Origin of the sequence: Microbacterium invictum, from assembly GCF_014197265.1 — a bacterium.
GTDB lineage: Bacteria > Actinomycetota > Actinomycetes > Actinomycetales > Microbacteriaceae > Microbacterium > Microbacterium invictum.
In genome coordinates this window covers 3063257-3079566 of record NZ_JACIFH010000001.1, presented here as the reverse complement: position 1 = coordinate 3079566, position 16310 = coordinate 3063257, and the positions used below count along the sequence as shown (strand labels likewise).

At 67.9% G+C, this 16310-nt stretch carries 18 protein-coding genes; 8 read left to right on the top strand and 10 right to left on the bottom strand.

What is annotated here, in order from left to right; all coding sequences use genetic code 11:
- The first annotated feature begins 6 nt into the window (after nucleotides 1–6).
- A complete protein-coding gene (locus tag BKA10_RS14285; protein WP_183500579.1) occupies nucleotides 7–576 on the top strand; it encodes an HhH-GPD-type base excision DNA repair protein in 570 nt (189 codons plus the stop codon).
- 4 nt (nucleotides 577–580) lie between these two features.
- Nucleotides 581–1003 (top strand): DUF1801 domain-containing protein, encoded by a 423-nt coding sequence (locus BKA10_RS14280; protein WP_183500578.1) that lies wholly within the window; start codon nucleotides 581–583, stop codon nucleotides 1001–1003.
- A 214-nt stretch (nucleotides 1004–1217) separates the two neighbouring features.
- Here BKA10_RS14280 and BKA10_RS14275 read toward each other — a convergent pair whose 3' ends face one another.
- A complete protein-coding gene (locus tag BKA10_RS14275; protein ID WP_183500577.1) occupies nucleotides 1218–2606 on the bottom strand; it encodes a glycine--tRNA ligase in 1389 nt (462 codons plus the stop codon).
- A gap of 170 nt (nucleotides 2607–2776) precedes the next feature.
- Nucleotides 2777–3172, bottom strand: coding sequence for a DUF4870 domain-containing protein (locus tag BKA10_RS14270; RefSeq protein WP_241740142.1), 396 nt, complete (start codon nucleotides 3170–3172; stop codon nucleotides 2777–2779).
- 55 nt (nucleotides 3173–3227) lie between these two features.
- Between BKA10_RS14270 and BKA10_RS14265 the strand changes: the two genes are divergently transcribed.
- The gene (locus tag BKA10_RS14265) at nucleotides 3228–4700 is read left to right on the top strand and encodes an SPFH domain-containing protein (protein WP_372491458.1); all 1473 of its coding nucleotides are present in this window, start codon (nucleotides 3228–3230) and stop codon (nucleotides 4698–4700) included.
- 6 nt (nucleotides 4701–4706) lie between these two features.
- On the opposite strand, the gene menC is transcribed toward BKA10_RS14265, so the two are convergent.
- Entirely contained in the window at nucleotides 4707–5840 is a 1134-nt protein-coding gene (menC, locus tag BKA10_RS14260; RefSeq protein WP_183500576.1) for an o-succinylbenzoate synthase, read from the bottom strand.
- On the opposite strand from menC, the gene BKA10_RS14255 reads away from it, so the two are divergent.
- Nucleotides 5839–6102: a hypothetical protein gene (locus tag BKA10_RS14255; RefSeq protein ID WP_183500575.1), complete on the top strand. Its 264-nt coding sequence runs from the start codon at nucleotides 5839–5841 to the stop codon at nucleotides 6100–6102. The two genes, menC and BKA10_RS14255, sit on opposite strands and share 2 nt — an antisense overlap.
- Before the next feature lie 173 nt (nucleotides 6103–6275).
- Here the strand turns inward: BKA10_RS14255 and BKA10_RS14250 are convergent, their stop codons facing one another.
- The gene (locus tag BKA10_RS14250; RefSeq protein ID WP_372491457.1) at nucleotides 6276–6656 is read right to left on the bottom strand and encodes a hypothetical protein; all 381 of its coding nucleotides are present in this window, start codon (nucleotides 6654–6656) and stop codon (nucleotides 6276–6278) included.
- A gap of 238 nt (nucleotides 6657–6894) precedes the next feature.
- Entirely contained in the window at nucleotides 6895–7611 is a 717-nt protein-coding gene (locus BKA10_RS14245; RefSeq protein ID WP_183500574.1) for a GNAT family N-acetyltransferase, read from the bottom strand.
- A gap of 79 nt (nucleotides 7612–7690) precedes the next feature.
- On the opposite strand from BKA10_RS14245, the gene BKA10_RS14240 reads away from it, so the two are divergent.
- Entirely contained in the window at nucleotides 7691–9097 is a 1407-nt protein-coding gene (locus BKA10_RS14240) for an MFS transporter (protein ID WP_183501224.1), read from the top strand.
- A gap of 88 nt (nucleotides 9098–9185) precedes the next feature.
- Nucleotides 9186–10700, top strand: coding sequence for a peptide MFS transporter (locus BKA10_RS14235; protein ID WP_372491459.1), 1515 nt, complete (start codon nucleotides 9186–9188; stop codon nucleotides 10698–10700).
- A gap of 62 nt (nucleotides 10701–10762) precedes the next feature.
- Here BKA10_RS14235 and BKA10_RS14230 read toward each other — a convergent pair whose 3' ends face one another.
- Nucleotides 10763–11050 (bottom strand): type II toxin-antitoxin system RelE/ParE family toxin, encoded by a 288-nt coding sequence (locus BKA10_RS14230; RefSeq protein ID WP_183500572.1) that lies wholly within the window; start codon nucleotides 11048–11050, stop codon nucleotides 10763–10765.
- Complete coding sequence (locus BKA10_RS14225; RefSeq protein ID WP_183500571.1) at nucleotides 11047–11301, bottom strand: ribbon-helix-helix protein, CopG family; 255 nt, start codon at nucleotides 11299–11301, stop codon at nucleotides 11047–11049. The genes BKA10_RS14230 and BKA10_RS14225 overlap by 4 nt, the downstream gene beginning before the upstream one ends.
- Nucleotides 11302–11459: 158 nt before the next feature.
- Here BKA10_RS14225 and BKA10_RS14220 point away from each other — a divergent pair, with 158 nt between their 5' ends.
- Nucleotides 11460–12992 (top strand): N-6 DNA methylase, encoded by a 1533-nt coding sequence (locus BKA10_RS14220; protein WP_183500570.1) that lies wholly within the window; start codon nucleotides 11460–11462, stop codon nucleotides 12990–12992.
- On the top strand, nucleotides 12989–14104 hold the full coding sequence (locus BKA10_RS14215) for a restriction endonuclease subunit S (protein WP_183500569.1): 1116 nt from the start codon (nucleotides 12989–12991) through the stop codon (nucleotides 14102–14104). The genes BKA10_RS14220 and BKA10_RS14215 overlap by 4 nt, the downstream gene beginning before the upstream one ends.
- Nucleotides 14105–14117: 13 nt before the next feature.
- Here BKA10_RS14215 and BKA10_RS14210 read toward each other — a convergent pair whose 3' ends face one another.
- The 3 genes from BKA10_RS14210 to BKA10_RS14200 all read right to left on the bottom strand — a co-directional run bounded on the left by BKA10_RS14210 (nucleotide 14118) and on the right by BKA10_RS14200 (nucleotide 16216).
- Entirely contained in the window at nucleotides 14118–14564 is a 447-nt protein-coding gene (locus BKA10_RS14210; RefSeq protein WP_183500568.1) for a PIN-like domain-containing protein, read from the bottom strand.
- 1 nt (nucleotide 14565) lies between these two features.
- On the bottom strand, nucleotides 14566–15192 hold the full coding sequence (locus tag BKA10_RS14205; protein ID WP_183500567.1) for a DUF433 domain-containing protein: 627 nt from the start codon (nucleotides 15190–15192) through the stop codon (nucleotides 14566–14568).
- A 139-nt stretch (nucleotides 15193–15331) separates the two neighbouring features.
- On the bottom strand, nucleotides 15332–16216 hold the full coding sequence (locus BKA10_RS14200; RefSeq protein WP_183500566.1) for an Ltp family lipoprotein: 885 nt from the start codon (nucleotides 16214–16216) through the stop codon (nucleotides 15332–15334).
- Between the last annotated feature and the right edge of the window lie 94 nt (nucleotides 16217–16310).

Here is a 16310-nt window from a genome sequence, read left to right as displayed (position 1 = left end):
GGGGTCATGAGCCTTCACATCACCGGGGACACCGCCGCCGACGCGCTGCTGAGCGAAGACCCGCTCGCGCTGCTGATCGGGATGCTGCTGGACCAGCAGATCGCGATGGAGACGGCATTCTCGGGTCCGCTGAAGATCAGCGAACGTGCGGGAGAACTGGATGCCGCGGCGCTGGCCGGCTATGACCCCGACGCGTTCGTGGAGGTGTTCCGGCAGACCCCCGCGGTGCACCGGTTCCCGGGCTCCATGGCCGCGCGGGTGCAGGCGCTGTGCCAGGCGCTCGTCGATGACTGGCACGGCGACGCGGCCGCCCTGTGGACCGACGGCGACCCCGATGGCCCGACCGTGCTGAAGCGTCTGAAGGCCCTGCCCGGGTTCGGCGAGCAGAAGGCCAAGATCTTCCTCGCGCTGCTCGGCAAGCAGTACGGATACACCGGCGAGGGCTGGCGTGCGGCATCCGCCCCCTACGGCGAGGAGGGCTCGTTCCGCTCGGTCGCCGACATCGTCTCGCCGGAGTCGCTGTCTCAGGTCCGCGAGCACAAGCGCGCCATGAAGGCCGCCGCGAAGAAGGGCTGAGCACATGCAGAAGACCGGCGGCAGCGTCGCCGCATTCATCGCCGGGGTCACACCTGCCACGCGTCGCCGAGACGCCGAGGCCCTCGTCGCCCTGCTGCGCGAAGTGTCGGGTCGCGAGCCCGAGTTGTGGGGCACCATCATCGGCTTCGGCAGCTGCCACTACCGCTACCCGACCGGGACCGAGGGCGACATGCCGGTTCTCGGATTCGCGCCGCGCAAGGCAGCGTCGACCGTCTACCTCGACAGCGCCGACCGTCACCGCGACGCGCTGGCCGCACTGGGGCCGCACACGAGCAGCGTCTCGTGTCTCTACATCAAGGACCTCGAGAAGGTCGACAAGACGGTGCTGCGCGGCATCCTCACCGACCTGCTCGCCTGGGCCGACACCGGCGGTGACGAGTACGCCGAGATCACCGTGACCGGCTGACGGCGCCACCTTGCGGCGCCCGCGTCGCGTCTCGCCGAAGCCCGGTTCCGGGCGGGCCTGCTCACGCGCCGCGCCAGTTCCCGGCATCCGCGCCACATCCCGGCGGGCCTGCTCACGCGCCGCGCCAGTTCCCGGCATCCGCGCCCGAAATAAGCGGAGCGGATGCCGGAAACAGGCGCGCCGGTGTGATCACAGCACAGGTCGGCGCCGCGTGTCAGGCGCCGCGCAGGCGCTCGGCGAGGTACTGCCGCAGACCCTCGAGCGACACGCGCTCCTGCGCCATGGTGTCGCGATCGCGGACGGTGACGGCGTGGTCGTCGAGTGAGTCGAAGTCGACGGTGACGCACAGCGGCGTGCCGACCTCGTCCTGCCGGCGGTAGCGGCGGCCGATCGCGCCGGCATCGTCGAAGTCGATGTTCCAGCCCTGGCCGCGCAGGTCCTCGGCGACCTGGCGCGCGAGTGGCGACAGGCGCTCGTTGCGCGACAGCGGCAGCACCGCGACCTTGACGGGAGCCAGGCGCGGGTCGAGCTTGAGCACCGTGCGGGTGTCGGTGCCGCCCTTCGCGTTCGGCACCTCCTCCTCGACGTACGCGTCGACGAGGAACGCCATCATCGAGCGGGTCAGACCGAACGAGGGCTCGATGACATAGGGAACGTACTTCTCACCCGAGGCCTGGTCGAAGTAGGTGAGCGACTGCCCGGACGCCTCGATGTGGCTGGACAGGTCGAAGTCGGTGCGGTTGGCCACGCCCATGAGCTCGCCCCACTCCTTGCCGGGGAAGCCGAAGCGGTACTCGAAGTCGATGGTGCCGGCCGAATAGTGCGCACGCTCGTCCTCGGGCACGTCGAACTGCCGCATGTTCTCCGGGTCGATGCCCAGGTCGATGAACCAGTCCCAGCATGCGGCGACCCAGTGGTCGAACCACTCCTGCGCGTCGGCGGGCGGAGTGAAGAACTCGATCTCCATCTGCTCGAACTCGCGGGTGCGGAAGATGAAGTTGCCGGGCGTGATCTCGTTGCGGAACGCCTTGCCCACCTGGCCGATGCCGAACGGCGGCTTCTTCCGCGACGCGGTGAGCACATTCGTGAAGTTCACGAAGATGCCCTGCGCGGTCTCGGGCCGCAGGTAGTTCAGGCCGCTCTCGTCGTCGACGACGCCGAGGTAGGTCTTGATCAGACCCGAGAACGCCTTCGGCTCGGTGTACTTGCCCTTCGTGCCGCAGTTCGGGCAGGGCACGTCGGCCAGACCGTTCTCGGCCGTGCGGCCCTTGCGCGCTTCGAAGTCCTCGATGAGGTTGTCGGCCCGGAAGCGCTTGTGGCACTGCAGGCACTCCACGAGCGGGTCGGTGAACGTCGCGATGTGGCCCGAGGCCTCCCACACCCGCTTGGGCAGGATCACCGAAGAGTCCAGGCCCACCATGTCGCCGCGGCCGCGGACGAAGGTCTGCCACCACTGCCGGCGGATGTTCTCCTTCAGCTCGGTGCCGAGGGGGCCGTAGTCCCATGCGGACCGGGATCCGCCGTAGATCTCACCGGCCTGGAACACGAACCCCCGGTGACGGGCGAGGGCGATGACTTTGTCGAGGCGGGACTGCTCGGCCACAGGTGGCTCCAAATGGTCGTGTGCGGGGAGCGCGAGATACGCGGATGCCGGAGATCACGGCATCCACAAGTCTATCTGCGCCGGTCACACGGGCGTGCGCGGCCGGGCAGCCGACGGCGACGGCGGTAGTCAGTACGCCGGGGCTTCAGGCCCCGGCATCCACCCTCGGATCAGCTGACGAACTTGATGGCGAGCGGATACGTGTAGAACTCGCCCTGGTTCGCCTTGACGGCGGCGATGATCGAGAAGACCAGTCGCAGGACGTAGGCGGCCCCGATCAGCACGAACCCGATGAGCAGCCAGCTCGTCGCCCAGCCGACGATCTCGACGATCAGCATCGTGATCTGGAAGTTGAGCGCAGTCGCCGTGTGCGCACGCACGAACGGGCCGCGGTCCTTCAGCACGAGGTAGCCGATCAGTGAGGCCAGGATGGTGAGGAAGATACCTCCGACGTGAACGAGGGTCGCCCACAGCTTCTCGTCGGCGGGGCTCATCGGCTGGGGGGCGGCCGCGGGGCCGCCGTAGGGCGGCTGCGGCGGGGTTCCGGGCGGCGGAGGCGTGGTCATAACTCCACCCTGGCGCATAGATAGTCTGAAGACAACGCAGAGAAAGCAGGTCGTCGTGGACATACTCGCCGCCGGAGGAACCCTGGTCGTGGTCGTCATCAGCGTGATCGCAGCGGTGGTGCTGCTGATCGTCCTGTTGATCATGGTCCGTGCCTGGTACAAGGTCGCCAAGGCCGACCAGGCGCTGGTGATCGTGGGCCGGAACCAGAGGAACGCGGGCGGCGGGTCGTCCCGCATCTCGATCATCACCGGCGGCGGCGCCCTGGTGAACCCCCTCACCCAGCGTGCCGAGATGATCTCGCTGCGGGCGCGACAGATCAAGATGGAGCCGACCGCGCAGGCATCCACCGGCGTGACGGTCAACGTCAGCGGCGTGGCCCTGGTCAAGATCGGCTCGGATCCCGAGTTCGTCCGCCGGGCCGCCGAGCGCTTCCTGTCGCAGGACGGCGCGATCGAGCAGTTCACGACCGAGCAGCTCGAGGGCGCCCTGCGCGGTGTGGTCGCGACGCTGACCGTCGAGCAGCTCATGAAGGACCGGCAGAAGTTGAGCGACCAGATCGCCGAGGGCATCAAGGGCGATCTGCTGTCGCAGGGCCTGATCCTCGACTCGTTCCAGATCCAGGGCATCACCGACCAGAACGGGTACATCGAGGCCCTCGGTGCGACCGAGGTCGAGCGCGTGCGCCGCGAGGCGGAGGTCGCGCGGATCAACGCCGCCCGCGAGGTGCGTGCCCGCCAGATCGCGACCGACGAGGCGAACCTCATCGAGCAGACCGCGTACGACAAGAACACCGCGGCCGCGTCGGCCGAGGTCGGGCGCGCCCGCGCCGAGGCCGAGCAGGCCGAGGCCCTGGCCCGCGCCGAGCGGGAGCAGGCCGTCCTCCTGCAGCAGGCCGAGAACAAGCAGGCCCAGCTCGACGCCGAGATCAAGAAGGTCGCCGACGCCGACCTGTACCAGCGGCAGCGCGCCGCCGACGCCGACGCGTACGGCGAGGTCAAGGCCGCCGAAGCCCGCGCCGAGATCGCCGCGCAGGAGGCGGAGGCCACCCGGCTGCGGGCACAGGCCGACGCCGATGCCGTGCGCCTGGCCGGTGAGGCCCGCGCCCAGGCCATCGAGGCCGAGGCCGAGGCCCTGTCGCGCAACCAGGAGGCCCTGCTGGCGCAGCGCGCGCTCGAGTCGCTCGTGCCGATGATGACCGAGTTCGCCCGCGGCTTCGACAAGGTCGGCTCGATCACCGTGCTCAGCGGCGAGGGCGCCTCGCAGCACATCGCCACGGAGGCGGCATCGGGCATGCGCGCCACCTTCGACACCGTCGAAGCGGTCACCGGCATCGACCTGCGGCAGATCATCCAGGGCCAGGCCGTCGGTCGCGGCGTCGCGCGGGGCATGCAGCGCGACGACGGCTCGACGCCGATCACGCGCCGCGCTGCCCAGCGGGCGGCGGCGGCACCGGCCGAGGCGGCTGGTCCGGTGGCCGAAGCCGGTCGTGCCCCCGAGACCCCCGGCGAGGGCCTCAGCCTGAGCTGAACCTGCTCAGCGGATCAGCTCGACCCGGTCGACCGTGAACTCGTCGAGGGCGGCGGCGTCGATCTCGACGCCCAGGCCCGGTCCGGTCGGCACGCGCACGTGGCCGTCGTCGAGCACGATCGGCTCGGTGACGATGTCGCGGGTGTAGAACCGGTCAGAGGCCGAGACGTCCCCAGGCAGCGTGAACCCGGGCAGTGCGGCGAGGGCGGCGTTCGCGGCGCGGCCGATACCGGTCTCGAGCATGCCGCCGCACCAGACCGCGACCCCGGCATCCACACACAGATCATGGATGCGGACGGCCTCGAGATATCCACCGACGCGCCCCGCCTTGATGTTGATGACGGATGCCGCGCCGAGCGCGAGCGCATCGCCCGCCGCCTTGGCGGAGACGATCGATTCGTCCAGGCAGATGGGCGTCGTGAGCCGCTTCGCGAGCGTCGCGTGGTCGACGATGTCGTCTTCCTGCAGGGGCTGCTCGATCAGCAGCAGTTCGAATCGGTCGAGCTCGGCGAGTGTGTCGGCGTCGGCGAGCGTGTAGGCCGAGTTGGCGTCGACCTGCAGCGGTATCGTGCCGAAGGCGTCGCGCACGGCGGCGGTGTCGGCGATGTCGCGGCCGGGTTTGATCTTGATCTTGATGCGCACGTACCCCTCGTCGAGGTACCCGGCGACGGTGTCGACGAGCGTGGCCGGGTCGCGCTGGATGCCGACGCTGACGCCGCTGGGGATCCGGTCGTGCACGGCCCCCAGGTACTCGCCGAGCGACCGGCTCTCGGCGCGCAGTGCGGCGTCGAGCACCGCCAGCTCGAGACCGGCCTTCACCATCCGGTGCCCGATGAAGGGATCGAGGACGCGCGCGACATCCTGCGGAGCCAGCCTGCCGGCATCCAGCAGCGCAGGAACCAGGAACCGCCCGGCGACATCCCATGCGCCCTGGGTGTACTCGCTCGAGTAGGTCGGCTCCTGCTGCGTGACGATCTCGCCCCACCCCTCGCCGTCGGCCGTGCGGGCGCGTACGACGATGACCTCGCGCACGGTCTGCGTACCGAAGGACGTCGTGAACGGCGAGACGAGAGGGATCTGCAGCACGCGCAGCTCGAACCCCTCGAGGGACACCGGGGAGACGGAGCGTGGGGTCGACATGACCACAGGGTACGCGGACGGTGACCGCCTGCACGAGGCCGGCTCACCGCGTCAGCACACGCGCGCCGACCCGCGCATCCGAAGGACCTCGTCACGCACGGGTCTGAAGGTGGAGCGGCGCGTGTGGCGGGCATGCGGATGCACCCGTCGTGCGATCGCGCTCACCCAGTTGCGCATGGCATCCACCCCCTCCGCGGCGTGCGACGCCGCCCCCAGCCGGTCGAACCCCTCACACAACACGAGCGAGTGGCGAGCGCGCTGATACGTCAGCACGCGCTGCGGGCACCCCCGCATCGACGCGGGAAGCTCGGTGTGACCGCTGACCGCAGTCCGGCTTCAGAACGGAGTGCGCCGTGAACGACTCGCCGTATACCTCGTCGACGCGGATGTCGCCCCCAGCCGGTCGCCGCCACAGAGTGTGCCACCGGCCACCGGTCAGCCCGCGACGGTGAACCCGTCCGGATCTCCCGGACGGACCGGTCGCAGCCGATCGGGCAGCGGCCAGGGCAGCTCGAACCGGGGCGTCGCCCGAGACACATCGCCGTAATCGTCGACTTTCACGACGATGCGGTCCGGCGTCACCTCGACCATCCGCACGCGCAGGGGTGCCGGGCCCTCGCCCTCCAGCATCCACACCTCGGCGAGATAGCCGATGCCGCGCGCCTCCAGCGCCGCTTCGGCGTCGAGCCAGTCGCCGGCTTCGACCCTGACCCGGCCGAGCAGATCGATCGCGGCCCAGCCATCGCCGTCGGGGCGGATCCAGCCCACGAGTTCGCCGTCGTCGCGGCGGTGCGGGGTCCAGTCAGCAGGGATCACCCGGCCAGGCTACGCGCCGCCCCGGTGACGAAGTCCGCAGAATGCGACGAACGTCGCACGATTTCGCCGGTTCTCCTGCGAACTTCGCGCGGTTCTGCGAACTTCGCGCACGCATCACCGGCGAGGCGGACCGTGCCACCTCACCCCGGCTCAGTACCGAACCGATAGGTCATGCCGACCTTCCGGGTCAGTTCGAGTTTGAAGGGAGCCAAGGTACCCGAGCGAGCCTCCCGAGGGATCACGGCCAGACGAACAGGTACCCCGCCTGGTCGCGGTATCCGCCGACGGTGAGCCCACGGCCGAACAGCTCGCGGAACTGGCCGCGCACCTGGACGCGCCAGCGCTCGGCCTCTGCCGGCTCTTCGATGCGCAGTCGTTCGATGTCACGCGGAAGGGGGACGGATGCCACCACCTCGAGGTCGGGCGGATTGCCCGTGCGCGGTGCGGCGAGCGCCCACGAGACCAGCAGCCGGTCGGACTGATCGCCGCGGTTGACGCCGTCGGTCATCGGACCGTAGTGGTCGACGAGGTAGTCCGTGACACGCGTGCCGAGCACGAGCAGGTTGAAATGCGCATTGCGGGCGACGAGCGGATCGAACGTCCACGTGATGTGCCCGACCTCGCGCGCGAACGCCCACTCGCGCTGGTGCTGCTTGAGCACGCGGCCGAGGCCCCGAGCCTGGTACTCGGGCAGGATGCCGGTGATGTGCGAGTGCATCGACCGCTCGGCGGGCGGGGCGAAGAACGCCGCCGAGGCACCGATCATCCGGTCGCCGTCGTACAGGCCGACGACGTAATTGCCCGAGTACGCCAGGGCGCGCAGCAGGTTCGGCGGCATGCCGGAATCGTCACCGCCCCACACCTGAGCCAGCACGCGGCTGCCCTCGAAGATCGCCTCGACCGTGGTCAGCGAGCGGATCTCGATGCCCTCCGGCGTCTCGGATGCGTCGGTCATGGATCTCACCGTACTCCCGCGCCGATAACCTGGGGCGATGGGTCGAGGATCGGGTGATGCGCGCAGCTCCCTGACCCGGATGCCCTCGCAGGGCGCCATCATCGCCGTCCTCGCCCTCGCAGGCTTGTCGTCCTCGTTCATGTTCACGCTCGTCGTGCCGATCCAGGCGAAGCTGCCCGAACTGCTGAATGCGAGCCGCGAAGACACCGCCTGGGTCGTGACCGCGACGCTCCTCGCCGCGGCCGTGATGACCCCGATCGCCGGGCGGCTCGGCGACATGTACGGCAAGCGGCGTATCGTGCTCGTGCTGCTGGCCACGCTCGTGCTCGGCTCGCTGATTGCGGCCGTCTCGCCGGGCATCGTCGGCGTCGTCATCGGCCGGACCCTGCAGGGCGCGGTGACCGGTGTGGTGCCACTGGGCATCTCGATCCTGCGCGACGTGCTGCACCAGGATCGCGTGGGCTCGGCCATCGCCCTCATCAGCGCGACGATGGGCGTCGGCGGCGCACTGGGGATGCCGCTGAGCGCGCTGATCACCGAATACAGCGACTGGCACGCCCTCTTCTGGGTGTCGGCCGGCCTCGGCGCGATCGTGTTCGCCCTCGTGCTGTTGATCGTTCCGGTGAGCGTGCTGCGCACCGCCGGACGCTTCGACTACCTCGGCGCCGCCGGGCTGGCGGTCGGACTCACCGGCATCCTGCTCGCCGTCTCACGCGGGAACGAATGGGGCTGGACCTCGCCCGTGGTGCTCGCGTGCGGGATCGGCGGCGCGATCGTCCTGCTGGCGTGGGGCTGGTACGAGCTGCGCATCGAGGCGCCCCTGCTCGACCTGCGCGTCGCCGCGCGCCGGCCCGTGCTGCTCACGAACCTCGCATCGGTGGCGATGGGCTTCGCGCTGTTCACCTCGAACGTCGCGTACCCGCAGATCCTCGAGCTGCCGCCGCCGGCCGGCTTCGGGCTCTCGCTGCTGGCCGCGAGCCTGATCATCGCGCCGTCGGGCCTGGTCATGATGCTCCTCTCCCCGGTCTCGGGCCGGCTGTCGCTGACGATAGGCCCGAAGGCGCTGTTCCTCCTGGGCGCATCGGCGCTGATCGCCGCGTACGGCTTCACCCTGCTGTTCTCGAGCGAGGTCTGGCATCTGCTCGTGGCGAACCTGCTGATCGGCGTGGGCATCGGATTCGGCTTCGCGTCGATGCCGATGCTCATCATGCGGTCCGTTCCGCAGAGCGAGACGGGTGCCTCGAACGGGCTCAACGCGCTGTTCCGGTCGCTCGGCACGAGCACGGCGGCCGCGGTCATCGGCGCGGTGCTCGCGTCGATGTCGGTGGCGCAGGACGGGGTCCAGGTGCCCACCGCCGAGGCCTTCCGGTGGGCGTATCTGCTCGGCGGAGGCGGGGCCGTCGCGGCGCTCGTGATCGCCCTGTTCATCCCCCGTCACCACGCGCCCGAGGAGCGGCACCCCTCACTCCCCGAACCGCCGCGGTGAACTCGCGCGGAACAACCGGCATCCATTCACCACCTGACGCAAGGCCTACCCCGTGCCCGGGCGGGTCGCTAACGTGGCGCGCATGAGCATGCACGACGATCACGACGCAGAGCAGGTGCCCGTCGGCCCTCCCGACGGGGCGACCACGGCCACCGCCGAAGCGGGCGACCACGACACGCGCTTCTTCGGCCAGCCGTGGGCGTTGGCGCACGTGTTCGGCGTCGAGATGTGGGAGCGGTTCAGCTTCTACGGCATGCAGGGGATCCTGCTGCTGTACATGTACTACACCGTCGCCGAAGGCGGACTGGGGATCGACCAGGCGGTGGCGACCGGCATCGTGGGCGCCTACGGCGGGGCCGTCTATCTGTCGACGATCCTCGGCGCGTGGGTCGCCGACCGGCTTCTCGGCTCGGAGCGCGTGCTGTTCTACAGCGCGATCGTGATCATGGCCGGGCACGTGGCGCTGGCGCTCCTGCCGAGCGTCTGGGGACTGGGAATCGGCCTGGTCCTGGTCGCGGTCGGGTCGGGCGGGCTCAAGGCGAACGCCACCTCGGTCGTGGGCACTCTCTACGGCGCGAAGGACACGCGACGGGATGCCGGTTTCTCGCTGTTCTATCTCGGCATCAACCTCGGCGCGTTCTTCGGTCCCCTCGTCACCGGGTGGTTGCAGTCGTCGGTGGGATTCCACTGGGGCTTCGGTGCGGCGGCGGTCGGCATGGCGCTGGGGCTGCTGCAGTACTCGTTCGGGCGCAAGCAGCTGCCCGAGCAGGCACGCATCGTTCCGAACCCGCTGCCGCGTGATCGGCGCGTGCTGTTCGCGGGCATCGGGCTGGGCGGCGTGGTGGTCGTCGTCGCCCTGGTGCTTGCGGGCGTCATCCGGGCCGACAATCTCGCGGGCATCGTGATCCTGGTCACCCTCGCCGCCGCGATCGCCTACTTCTTCGTCATTCTGGCGTCGCGGCACATCAGCGGCGACGAGCGCTCACGCGTCTTCGGCTTCATCCCGCTGTTCATCGTGAACGTCGGATTCTGGTCGCTGTACCAGCAGCAGTTCACCGTGCTGACGGTGTACTCCGACCAGCGGCTGGACCGCATGATCGGCGACTGGGAGATGCCGGTTCCGTGGATCAACTCGATCAACCCGATCTTCATCATCATCCTGTCGGGCGTGTTCGCTGCGATCTGGACCAGGCTCGGGTCACGCCAGCCGTCGACGCCGGTCAAGTTCGCGCTGGGCGCGATCATCATGGGCTGCGCGTTCCTGCTCTTCCTGCCGTTCGCCGGCGGCGGGCCCAACTCGACGCCGCTGCTGGCGATCATCGGCATCCTGCTCGTGTTCACGATCGCCGAGCTGTTCATCTCGCCGGTGGGGCTGTCGGCGTCGACCAAGCTCGCACCGGAGCGCTTCCACACCCAGATGGTCGCGCTGTACTTCCTGTCCGTCGCGCTCGGCACCGCCATCGCCGGCTGGCTCGCGCAGTTCTACGACCCCGAGAACGAGGTGCCGTACTTCACGGTGCTCGGGCTCATCGCGATCGCACTCGGCGCCGCGCTGCTGGTGGCGGTGCGGCCGGTGCTGAAGCTGATGCGGGGCGTGCGCTGACCGGTGGATGCCGGGGCATGGATCACGGTGAGTCGCCCCAGGTTGTTGCGCGCCGCCGCAGTCTAGCGAAGCGCGGATGGGTCGCGACGGGTGTGCAGCACGCGAAGGATCAGGATGTCGTTTCCATCGAGACGGTAGAACACTCCGTACGGGAACTGACGCATCCGGGCTCGTCTGACGCCGGGGAAGCCGTCGACGGGCGGCGCGCCTTGCGGAAAGGCGAGCAGGCGGGCGATGGTGAGATCGAGTCGATCGAGGAAACGCTGATCCAGGTCGTCGGCGATCGCGCGGTAGTGGTTGCGCGCCTCCGCCAGATCGGCCGCCGCGAGATCGGTGAGTCGGACCGTCACCGTTCGGTGCGCAACTCCGCGCGGACCTGGCTCCACTCACGGGTACGCTCCGGCGACTGCGCAGCTTCGTCGAGCGCAGCCGTCAGCAGCCGCCGCTCGTCATCGCTGGGAACAAAGATCGCCTCGCCGAAGTGCGTCCGCAGCGCCTCTTGGATCACTTCTGAGCGCGTGCGATGCTCGACCGCCCGAGCACGTTCGACGATCTCGAACAGCTCCTCGGGCAGAGTGATCGCCACTTTGCGAACAGCCATTCGTCACCTCCAGGTTCAGCCCGGTATGACAAAAGCATACCGGGCGTGGTGGTGGATCCGACATAGCGTGCGGATAGTCGCCAGCCGACTTTCGCGCGCAGTGAATGTCCGACCCCCTCGACTACCGTAGGAGAGTTGCACGTTCGAGGGGAGACGGTGTGGTCACGGGTGAGCTGAGGCGCCAAGTCGACAAGGTGTGGGATGCCTTCTGGTCAGGCGGCATCGCCAACCCGGTCGAGGTGATCGAACAGATCACGTATCTGCTGTTCATCAAGCGTCTCGACGATCTGCAACTGCTCGCCGAGAAGAAGGCCTCGCGTTTCGGTGATCCTGTCGAGAACCCGATCTTCCCCGTCGGCCACGACGAACACGCCGTCTCGCCGCGCCCCTACCGCGACCTGCGCTGGAGCGTGTTCACGAACTACTCGTCGTCCGAGATGTTCGACGTCGTGTCAGAGCATGTCTTCCCCTGGCTGCGCCGGCTCGGCGCCGAGGGGTCGAGCTATGCGCGCAACATGCGCGACGCCCGCTTCACCATCCCCACGCCGGCCCTGCTGACGAAGGTCGTCGACCTGCTGGCCGACATTCCGATGGACGATCGCGACACCAAGGGCGACATCTACGAGTACATGCTCGGCAAGCTCGCCACGAGCGGCACCAACGGGCAGTTCCGCACCGCGCGGCACATCATCAAGTTGATGGTCGATCTGCAGCAGCCGCGGCCCGATGACGTGATCATCGACCCGGCCGTCGGCACCGCGGGATTCCTGGTCGCGGCCGAGGAGCACCTGCGCGAGCATCATCCCGAGATCTGGGCGGATGCCGGGTCGCGAACGCACTTCAACGGCCCGATGTTCACGGGGTACGACTCGGATGCCGCGATGGCGCGTATCGCGAGCATGAACATGCTGCTGCACGGCGTCGATAACCCCACGATCGAGCGCGCGGATGCGCTTTCGGAGGGACATCCGGGGCTCGACCAGTACTCGCTCGTGCTGGCCAACCCGCCGTTCGCCGGGTCGCTCGACGACGAGACCGTCGCGAAGGACCTGCAGAAGGTCGTGAAGACCCGCAAGACCGAGCTGCTCTTCCTGGTCTTGATGGTCCGGATGCTGCGTAACGGCGGCCGCGCGGCCGTCATCGTTCCCGAGGGTGTGCTGTTCGGATCGTCGAACGCACACAAAGCGGTGCGCAAGCTGCTCGTCGACGACCACAAGCTCGATGCCGTGATCAAGCTGCCCTCCGGAACGTTCAAGCCCTACACCGGAGTCTCGACCGCGATCCTGCTCTTCACCAAGACGTCGTCCGGCGGCACCGACAACGTGTGGTTCTACGACGTGCGCGCCGACGGTATGACACTCGACGACAAGCGCACGCCGATCGAGGCGGACGACCTTCCGGACGTGCTGGCCCGCTGGCGCTCCCTCCGCCCCCCGATCGGTGAGCGAGCGAGGCGAGACGAAACGTCGCCCGTGTTCGATGAGCCCTCCAATCCCCGCACCGCTCAGTCATTCCTGGTGCCGAAGCAGGAGATCGTCGACAACAACTACGCCCTCTCGCTGAATCGGTACAAGGAGATCGAGATCGAGGAGGTCGAGCACCGCTCCCCCGCCGAGATCCTCGACGAGCTCGATGCTCTGGAACTGGGGATCCAGGACGGGCTCAAACGCCTGCGGGAGATGCTCGCGTGACTTGGGAATCGGTGCCGTTCGTTGACGCCTTCGCCGACGTCACGGCAAAGAGCCCGCGCATAAAGCAACGCGACTTCGCGATGGCAGGCAGATTTCCCGTGCGCGACCAAGGCGACCAGGACGTCGCCGGCTATTGGGACGACGAATCAGCCGTGACCAGAGTGGATCGCCCTCTACTTCTGTTCGGTGACCACACGCGGCGAGTTAAGTTCGCGTCGAATGACTTTGTGATCGGAGCGGACGGGGTGAAAGTCCTGAGCGTTTCACCCCGACTCGATCCGCGATATGCCTTCCAATGGATGCGCTCGCTCGACATTCCAAATGCCGGGTACTCGAGGCATTTCAAGTTCCTCCGCGAATACCGTGTGCCCGTCCCACCCCTCCACGAGCAGCGCCGAATCGCAGCGATCCTCGACGAGGCCGACGCCCTGCGCGCCACTGCGCATCGCGCAGCCACCCGGTTCGATGTTCTCGAAGACGCGAGCTTCGAGCGCCTCCTGGGTGGATCGATTGGGTCGGGGATACAGCTGGGCGACATCACCGAGGAATTTCGATACGGCACATCGCAAAGGGCGGGTGCGACGGGGCTCCCGGTCCTACGGATTCCGAACGTGACCGGGTTCGCCATCAACTCGGCAGATCTGAAGACCGTGGAAATACCAGTCGCGGAGTCGACGCGGCTGCGGCTGCACCCGCGCGATGTGCTGTTCGTTCGTTCGAACGGAAACCCCGACATTGTCGGCCGTGCATCTGCATTCTCAACCTTGAAGCCGACACCGGGAGACTCAACGCCGTGGGTGTTTGCCTCGTACTTGATCCGTGCGCGTCTGAAGCAAGGTATCGAGCCGCGCGCGATTGCCGCCCTGGCCCGCAGTCCGATCGCACGACGCCACTTGCGGTCGGGGGCTGCGACATCCGCTGGCCAGTACAACATCAGCATTCCCACACTGCGATCACTACCCGTCTTCGATCCGACCGATCACGCCCAGTCGCGCTTCATGGAGGCGCTGCGCGTAATCGACCAGGCTCGAGATCACGCAATCGGCCGTGCACAGTCGTTCAACTCCCTCATCGCATCTCTGCAGCACCGCGCCTTCCGAGGTGAACTCTAGACAGCGGGCGCGCTCACCCGTCCGGCTTGTCACCCCAGCGATCGCGCCAGATCGGCTGGTGCGAGGCGATCCGTTCGGAGAAGGCGCTCTGCAAGCCCTTGAGGCGAAACACGTACGGTTCCGGCATCCACCGTTCTTCGATGTACGGGATGCCCGCCGCCAACGAAGCGACTGTCAGGGCAAGACCCTTCTGTCCAGCGATCGTTGTGGTGCGGAGGTGGACGAACGACAGTTGATTCTCGAACAAACCACGGCGCTCGATTTCGACCCTCAGCTGACGATCGTCCTTCGAGATGATCGCGAGCACGCCGGCAGCGCGAACACGAGGGTAGAGATCGACATCATCGACGCCTGTGACACCAAGAGTGCGTGCGGTCTCGAATTCATGCCGATCGCCGAAGACAGCACGCAGCGGCGGAACAGCCACGACGGGCATGTTCTCGTCGAGGAAGAACCTCACGTCACGCTGCAATCGATTCGCGCCAGCCAGGGACGGAGCGAGCGAAATCCAACGCGTCCCGTGCCGCTGCTGCTGTGACGCCGGGGTAATAATGGCCGACGTCCGACGGCTCAATGGTTCCGTCGGACAGCAACTCCGCGATCGTGTCATAGGGTACCCGCGTACCTTCGATTGTCGGCCACCCTCCCAGCCACTGCTCCCGAACTCGGAGGTGTTCCCGAGGGCGACGCAGGTCGACGACCGCCCCACGGTGCGTTTCGAAGGAGTTCATGATGTCGGGAAGTGTGACGAGAATCGCGTGGCCCGGCCTGGTCACAAGGTCGATCTCGCTGCCGTCATCCCGGACCAGCGCGATGGTGGAGCCCTCGTTCACGAGCGCGTACTGTGCGGGATGCTCGGTGAGATCGAGGTGCGGAAGGGTGGCGAACGCCTTGCGGATCTTCTGCAGTGACTGATCCTGCCGAAGTTTCACCACGGCGCGAAGCGCGAGGATATCGCGGAAGGAGTAGAGAATCGGTCGGCTCGCGCTGTTCACCTCGGGCACGAGCAGCTCCGTCTTGCGCCAGTGCCCGAGCTGCCGGACGGACGCGCCCGAAAGCACCGACGTCAGCGCAACATTGAACGACATGATGACCCCCGATATTCATCACATCGTATTCCGCACTTCCCCCACGCGGCCGGAGATCGACCCGAATGTGGAGAAGCGGTGCGGCGGCGCCCACCCCAGAGTGACCGCCGCCGCGGTTTCCACTGAACAGGTCAGCCGATCAGTAGCCGACGGCGCTCAGTGCGTGCTCGATCTGCTCGGGCGTGAACTCTTCATATGCGAGCTGGTCGTACAGGCCCTGCCGCGAGAACGACGAGTAGTCCAGGTACGACGCTGCGCTCTCGGCCGCCTCAGCGTTCCAATCAGCACCCGCGTTGTCGGCACCGAAGGTGGCATCTTCGGTCGAGAATCCCTCGTACTCCAGCTGGCCGATCAGGCTGCCGCGCGAGAACCCGGAATAGTCCAGGTAATCCTGCGCCGTGCCGATCGCGTTCTGCTGAGCCAGCGTGTACACCGGCTTGGGCGCCTCGCTGGTGATGCTCAACTCGAGGCCCTCCAGCGGGTGCGATCCCTGCGCCGGCTGCTGGGCCGTGACGATCCAGTCGTCGCCCGCGTCGGTGGCTTCGAGGTCCAGACCGAGGTCGTTGAGCTGTGCTCGCGCTTCGGCGACGGTGACGCCCACCAGGTCGGGTACCTCGATCATCGCGACCGGCTTCTCGGTGGGCCGTTTGGAATCCTGTGTGAACCCGCCGCTTCCGGCTGCGGCCGGTTCTGCCGGCGCGGGATCGGATGACGCCGAGTCTGCGCCGATGCCGGCGACACCGTTGATCCCCGTGACGATCATGCTGATCAGCACGAGGGTTCCGAGCGCGCCGAGCGCCCACTGCCACCAGGTGAGCTTCGGCAAGCGACGCGTGCTCACCACGGCGGCCGCGGCGCCAACGGCCGACGGCGACTCGGTGCTCGGCGGCGTGGCAGCGGCGTCGGGTGCGGCGACCTGCTCGGTCCACCGCGCACCGTCCCAGTACCGCTGCCGCGCGGTGTCGTGCGGGTCGAGGTACCACCCGGCAGGCGGCAGAGCAGGCGTGTTGTTGTATTCAGACATGACGAATGACTTTCTGGTCGTCCCAGACGCAGACCCCAGTCGTGCGCCACCGGCCCGATGGCCAGTAGATCAGGACACACCACACCTCCGACAT

Bases quoted from the DNA above. Each gene is read 5' to 3' on its own strand.
- BKA10_RS14285 (WP_183500579.1), top strand. From the start codon at position 7: ATGAGCCTTCACATCACCGGGGACACCGCCGCCGACGCGCTGCTGAGC.
- BKA10_RS14280 (WP_183500578.1), top strand. From the start codon at position 581: ATGCAGAAGACCGGCGGCAGCGTCGCCGCATTCATCGCCGGGGTCACA.
- BKA10_RS14270 (WP_241740142.1), bottom strand. From the start codon at position 3,172: ATGACCACGCCTCCGCCGCCCGGAACCCCGCCGCAGCCGCCCTACGGC.
- BKA10_RS14255 (WP_183500575.1), top strand. From the start codon at position 5,839: ATGACCACAGGGTACGCGGACGGTGACCGCCTGCACGAGGCCGGCTCA.
- menC (WP_183500576.1), bottom strand. From the start codon at position 5,840: ATGTCGACCCCACGCTCCGTCTCCCCGGTGTCCCTCGAGGGGTTCGAG.
- BKA10_RS14245 (WP_183500574.1), bottom strand. From the start codon at position 7,611: ATGACCGACGCATCCGAGACGCCGGAGGGCATCGAGATCCGCTCGCTG.
- BKA10_RS14240 (WP_183501224.1), top strand. From the start codon at position 7,691: ATGCCCTCGCAGGGCGCCATCATCGCCGTCCTCGCCCTCGCAGGCTTG.
- BKA10_RS14235 (WP_372491459.1), top strand. From the start codon at position 9,186: ATGCACGACGATCACGACGCAGAGCAGGTGCCCGTCGGCCCTCCCGAC.
- BKA10_RS14225 (WP_183500571.1), bottom strand. From the start codon at position 11,301: ATGGCTGTTCGCAAAGTGGCGATCACTCTGCCCGAGGAGCTGTTCGAG.
- BKA10_RS14205 (WP_183500567.1), bottom strand. From the start codon at position 15,192: ATGTCGTTCAATGTTGCGCTGACGTCGGTGCTTTCGGGCGCGTCCGTC.
- BKA10_RS14200 (WP_183500566.1), bottom strand. From the start codon at position 16,216: ATGTCTGAATACAACAACACGCCTGCTCTGCCGCCTGCCGGGTGGTAC.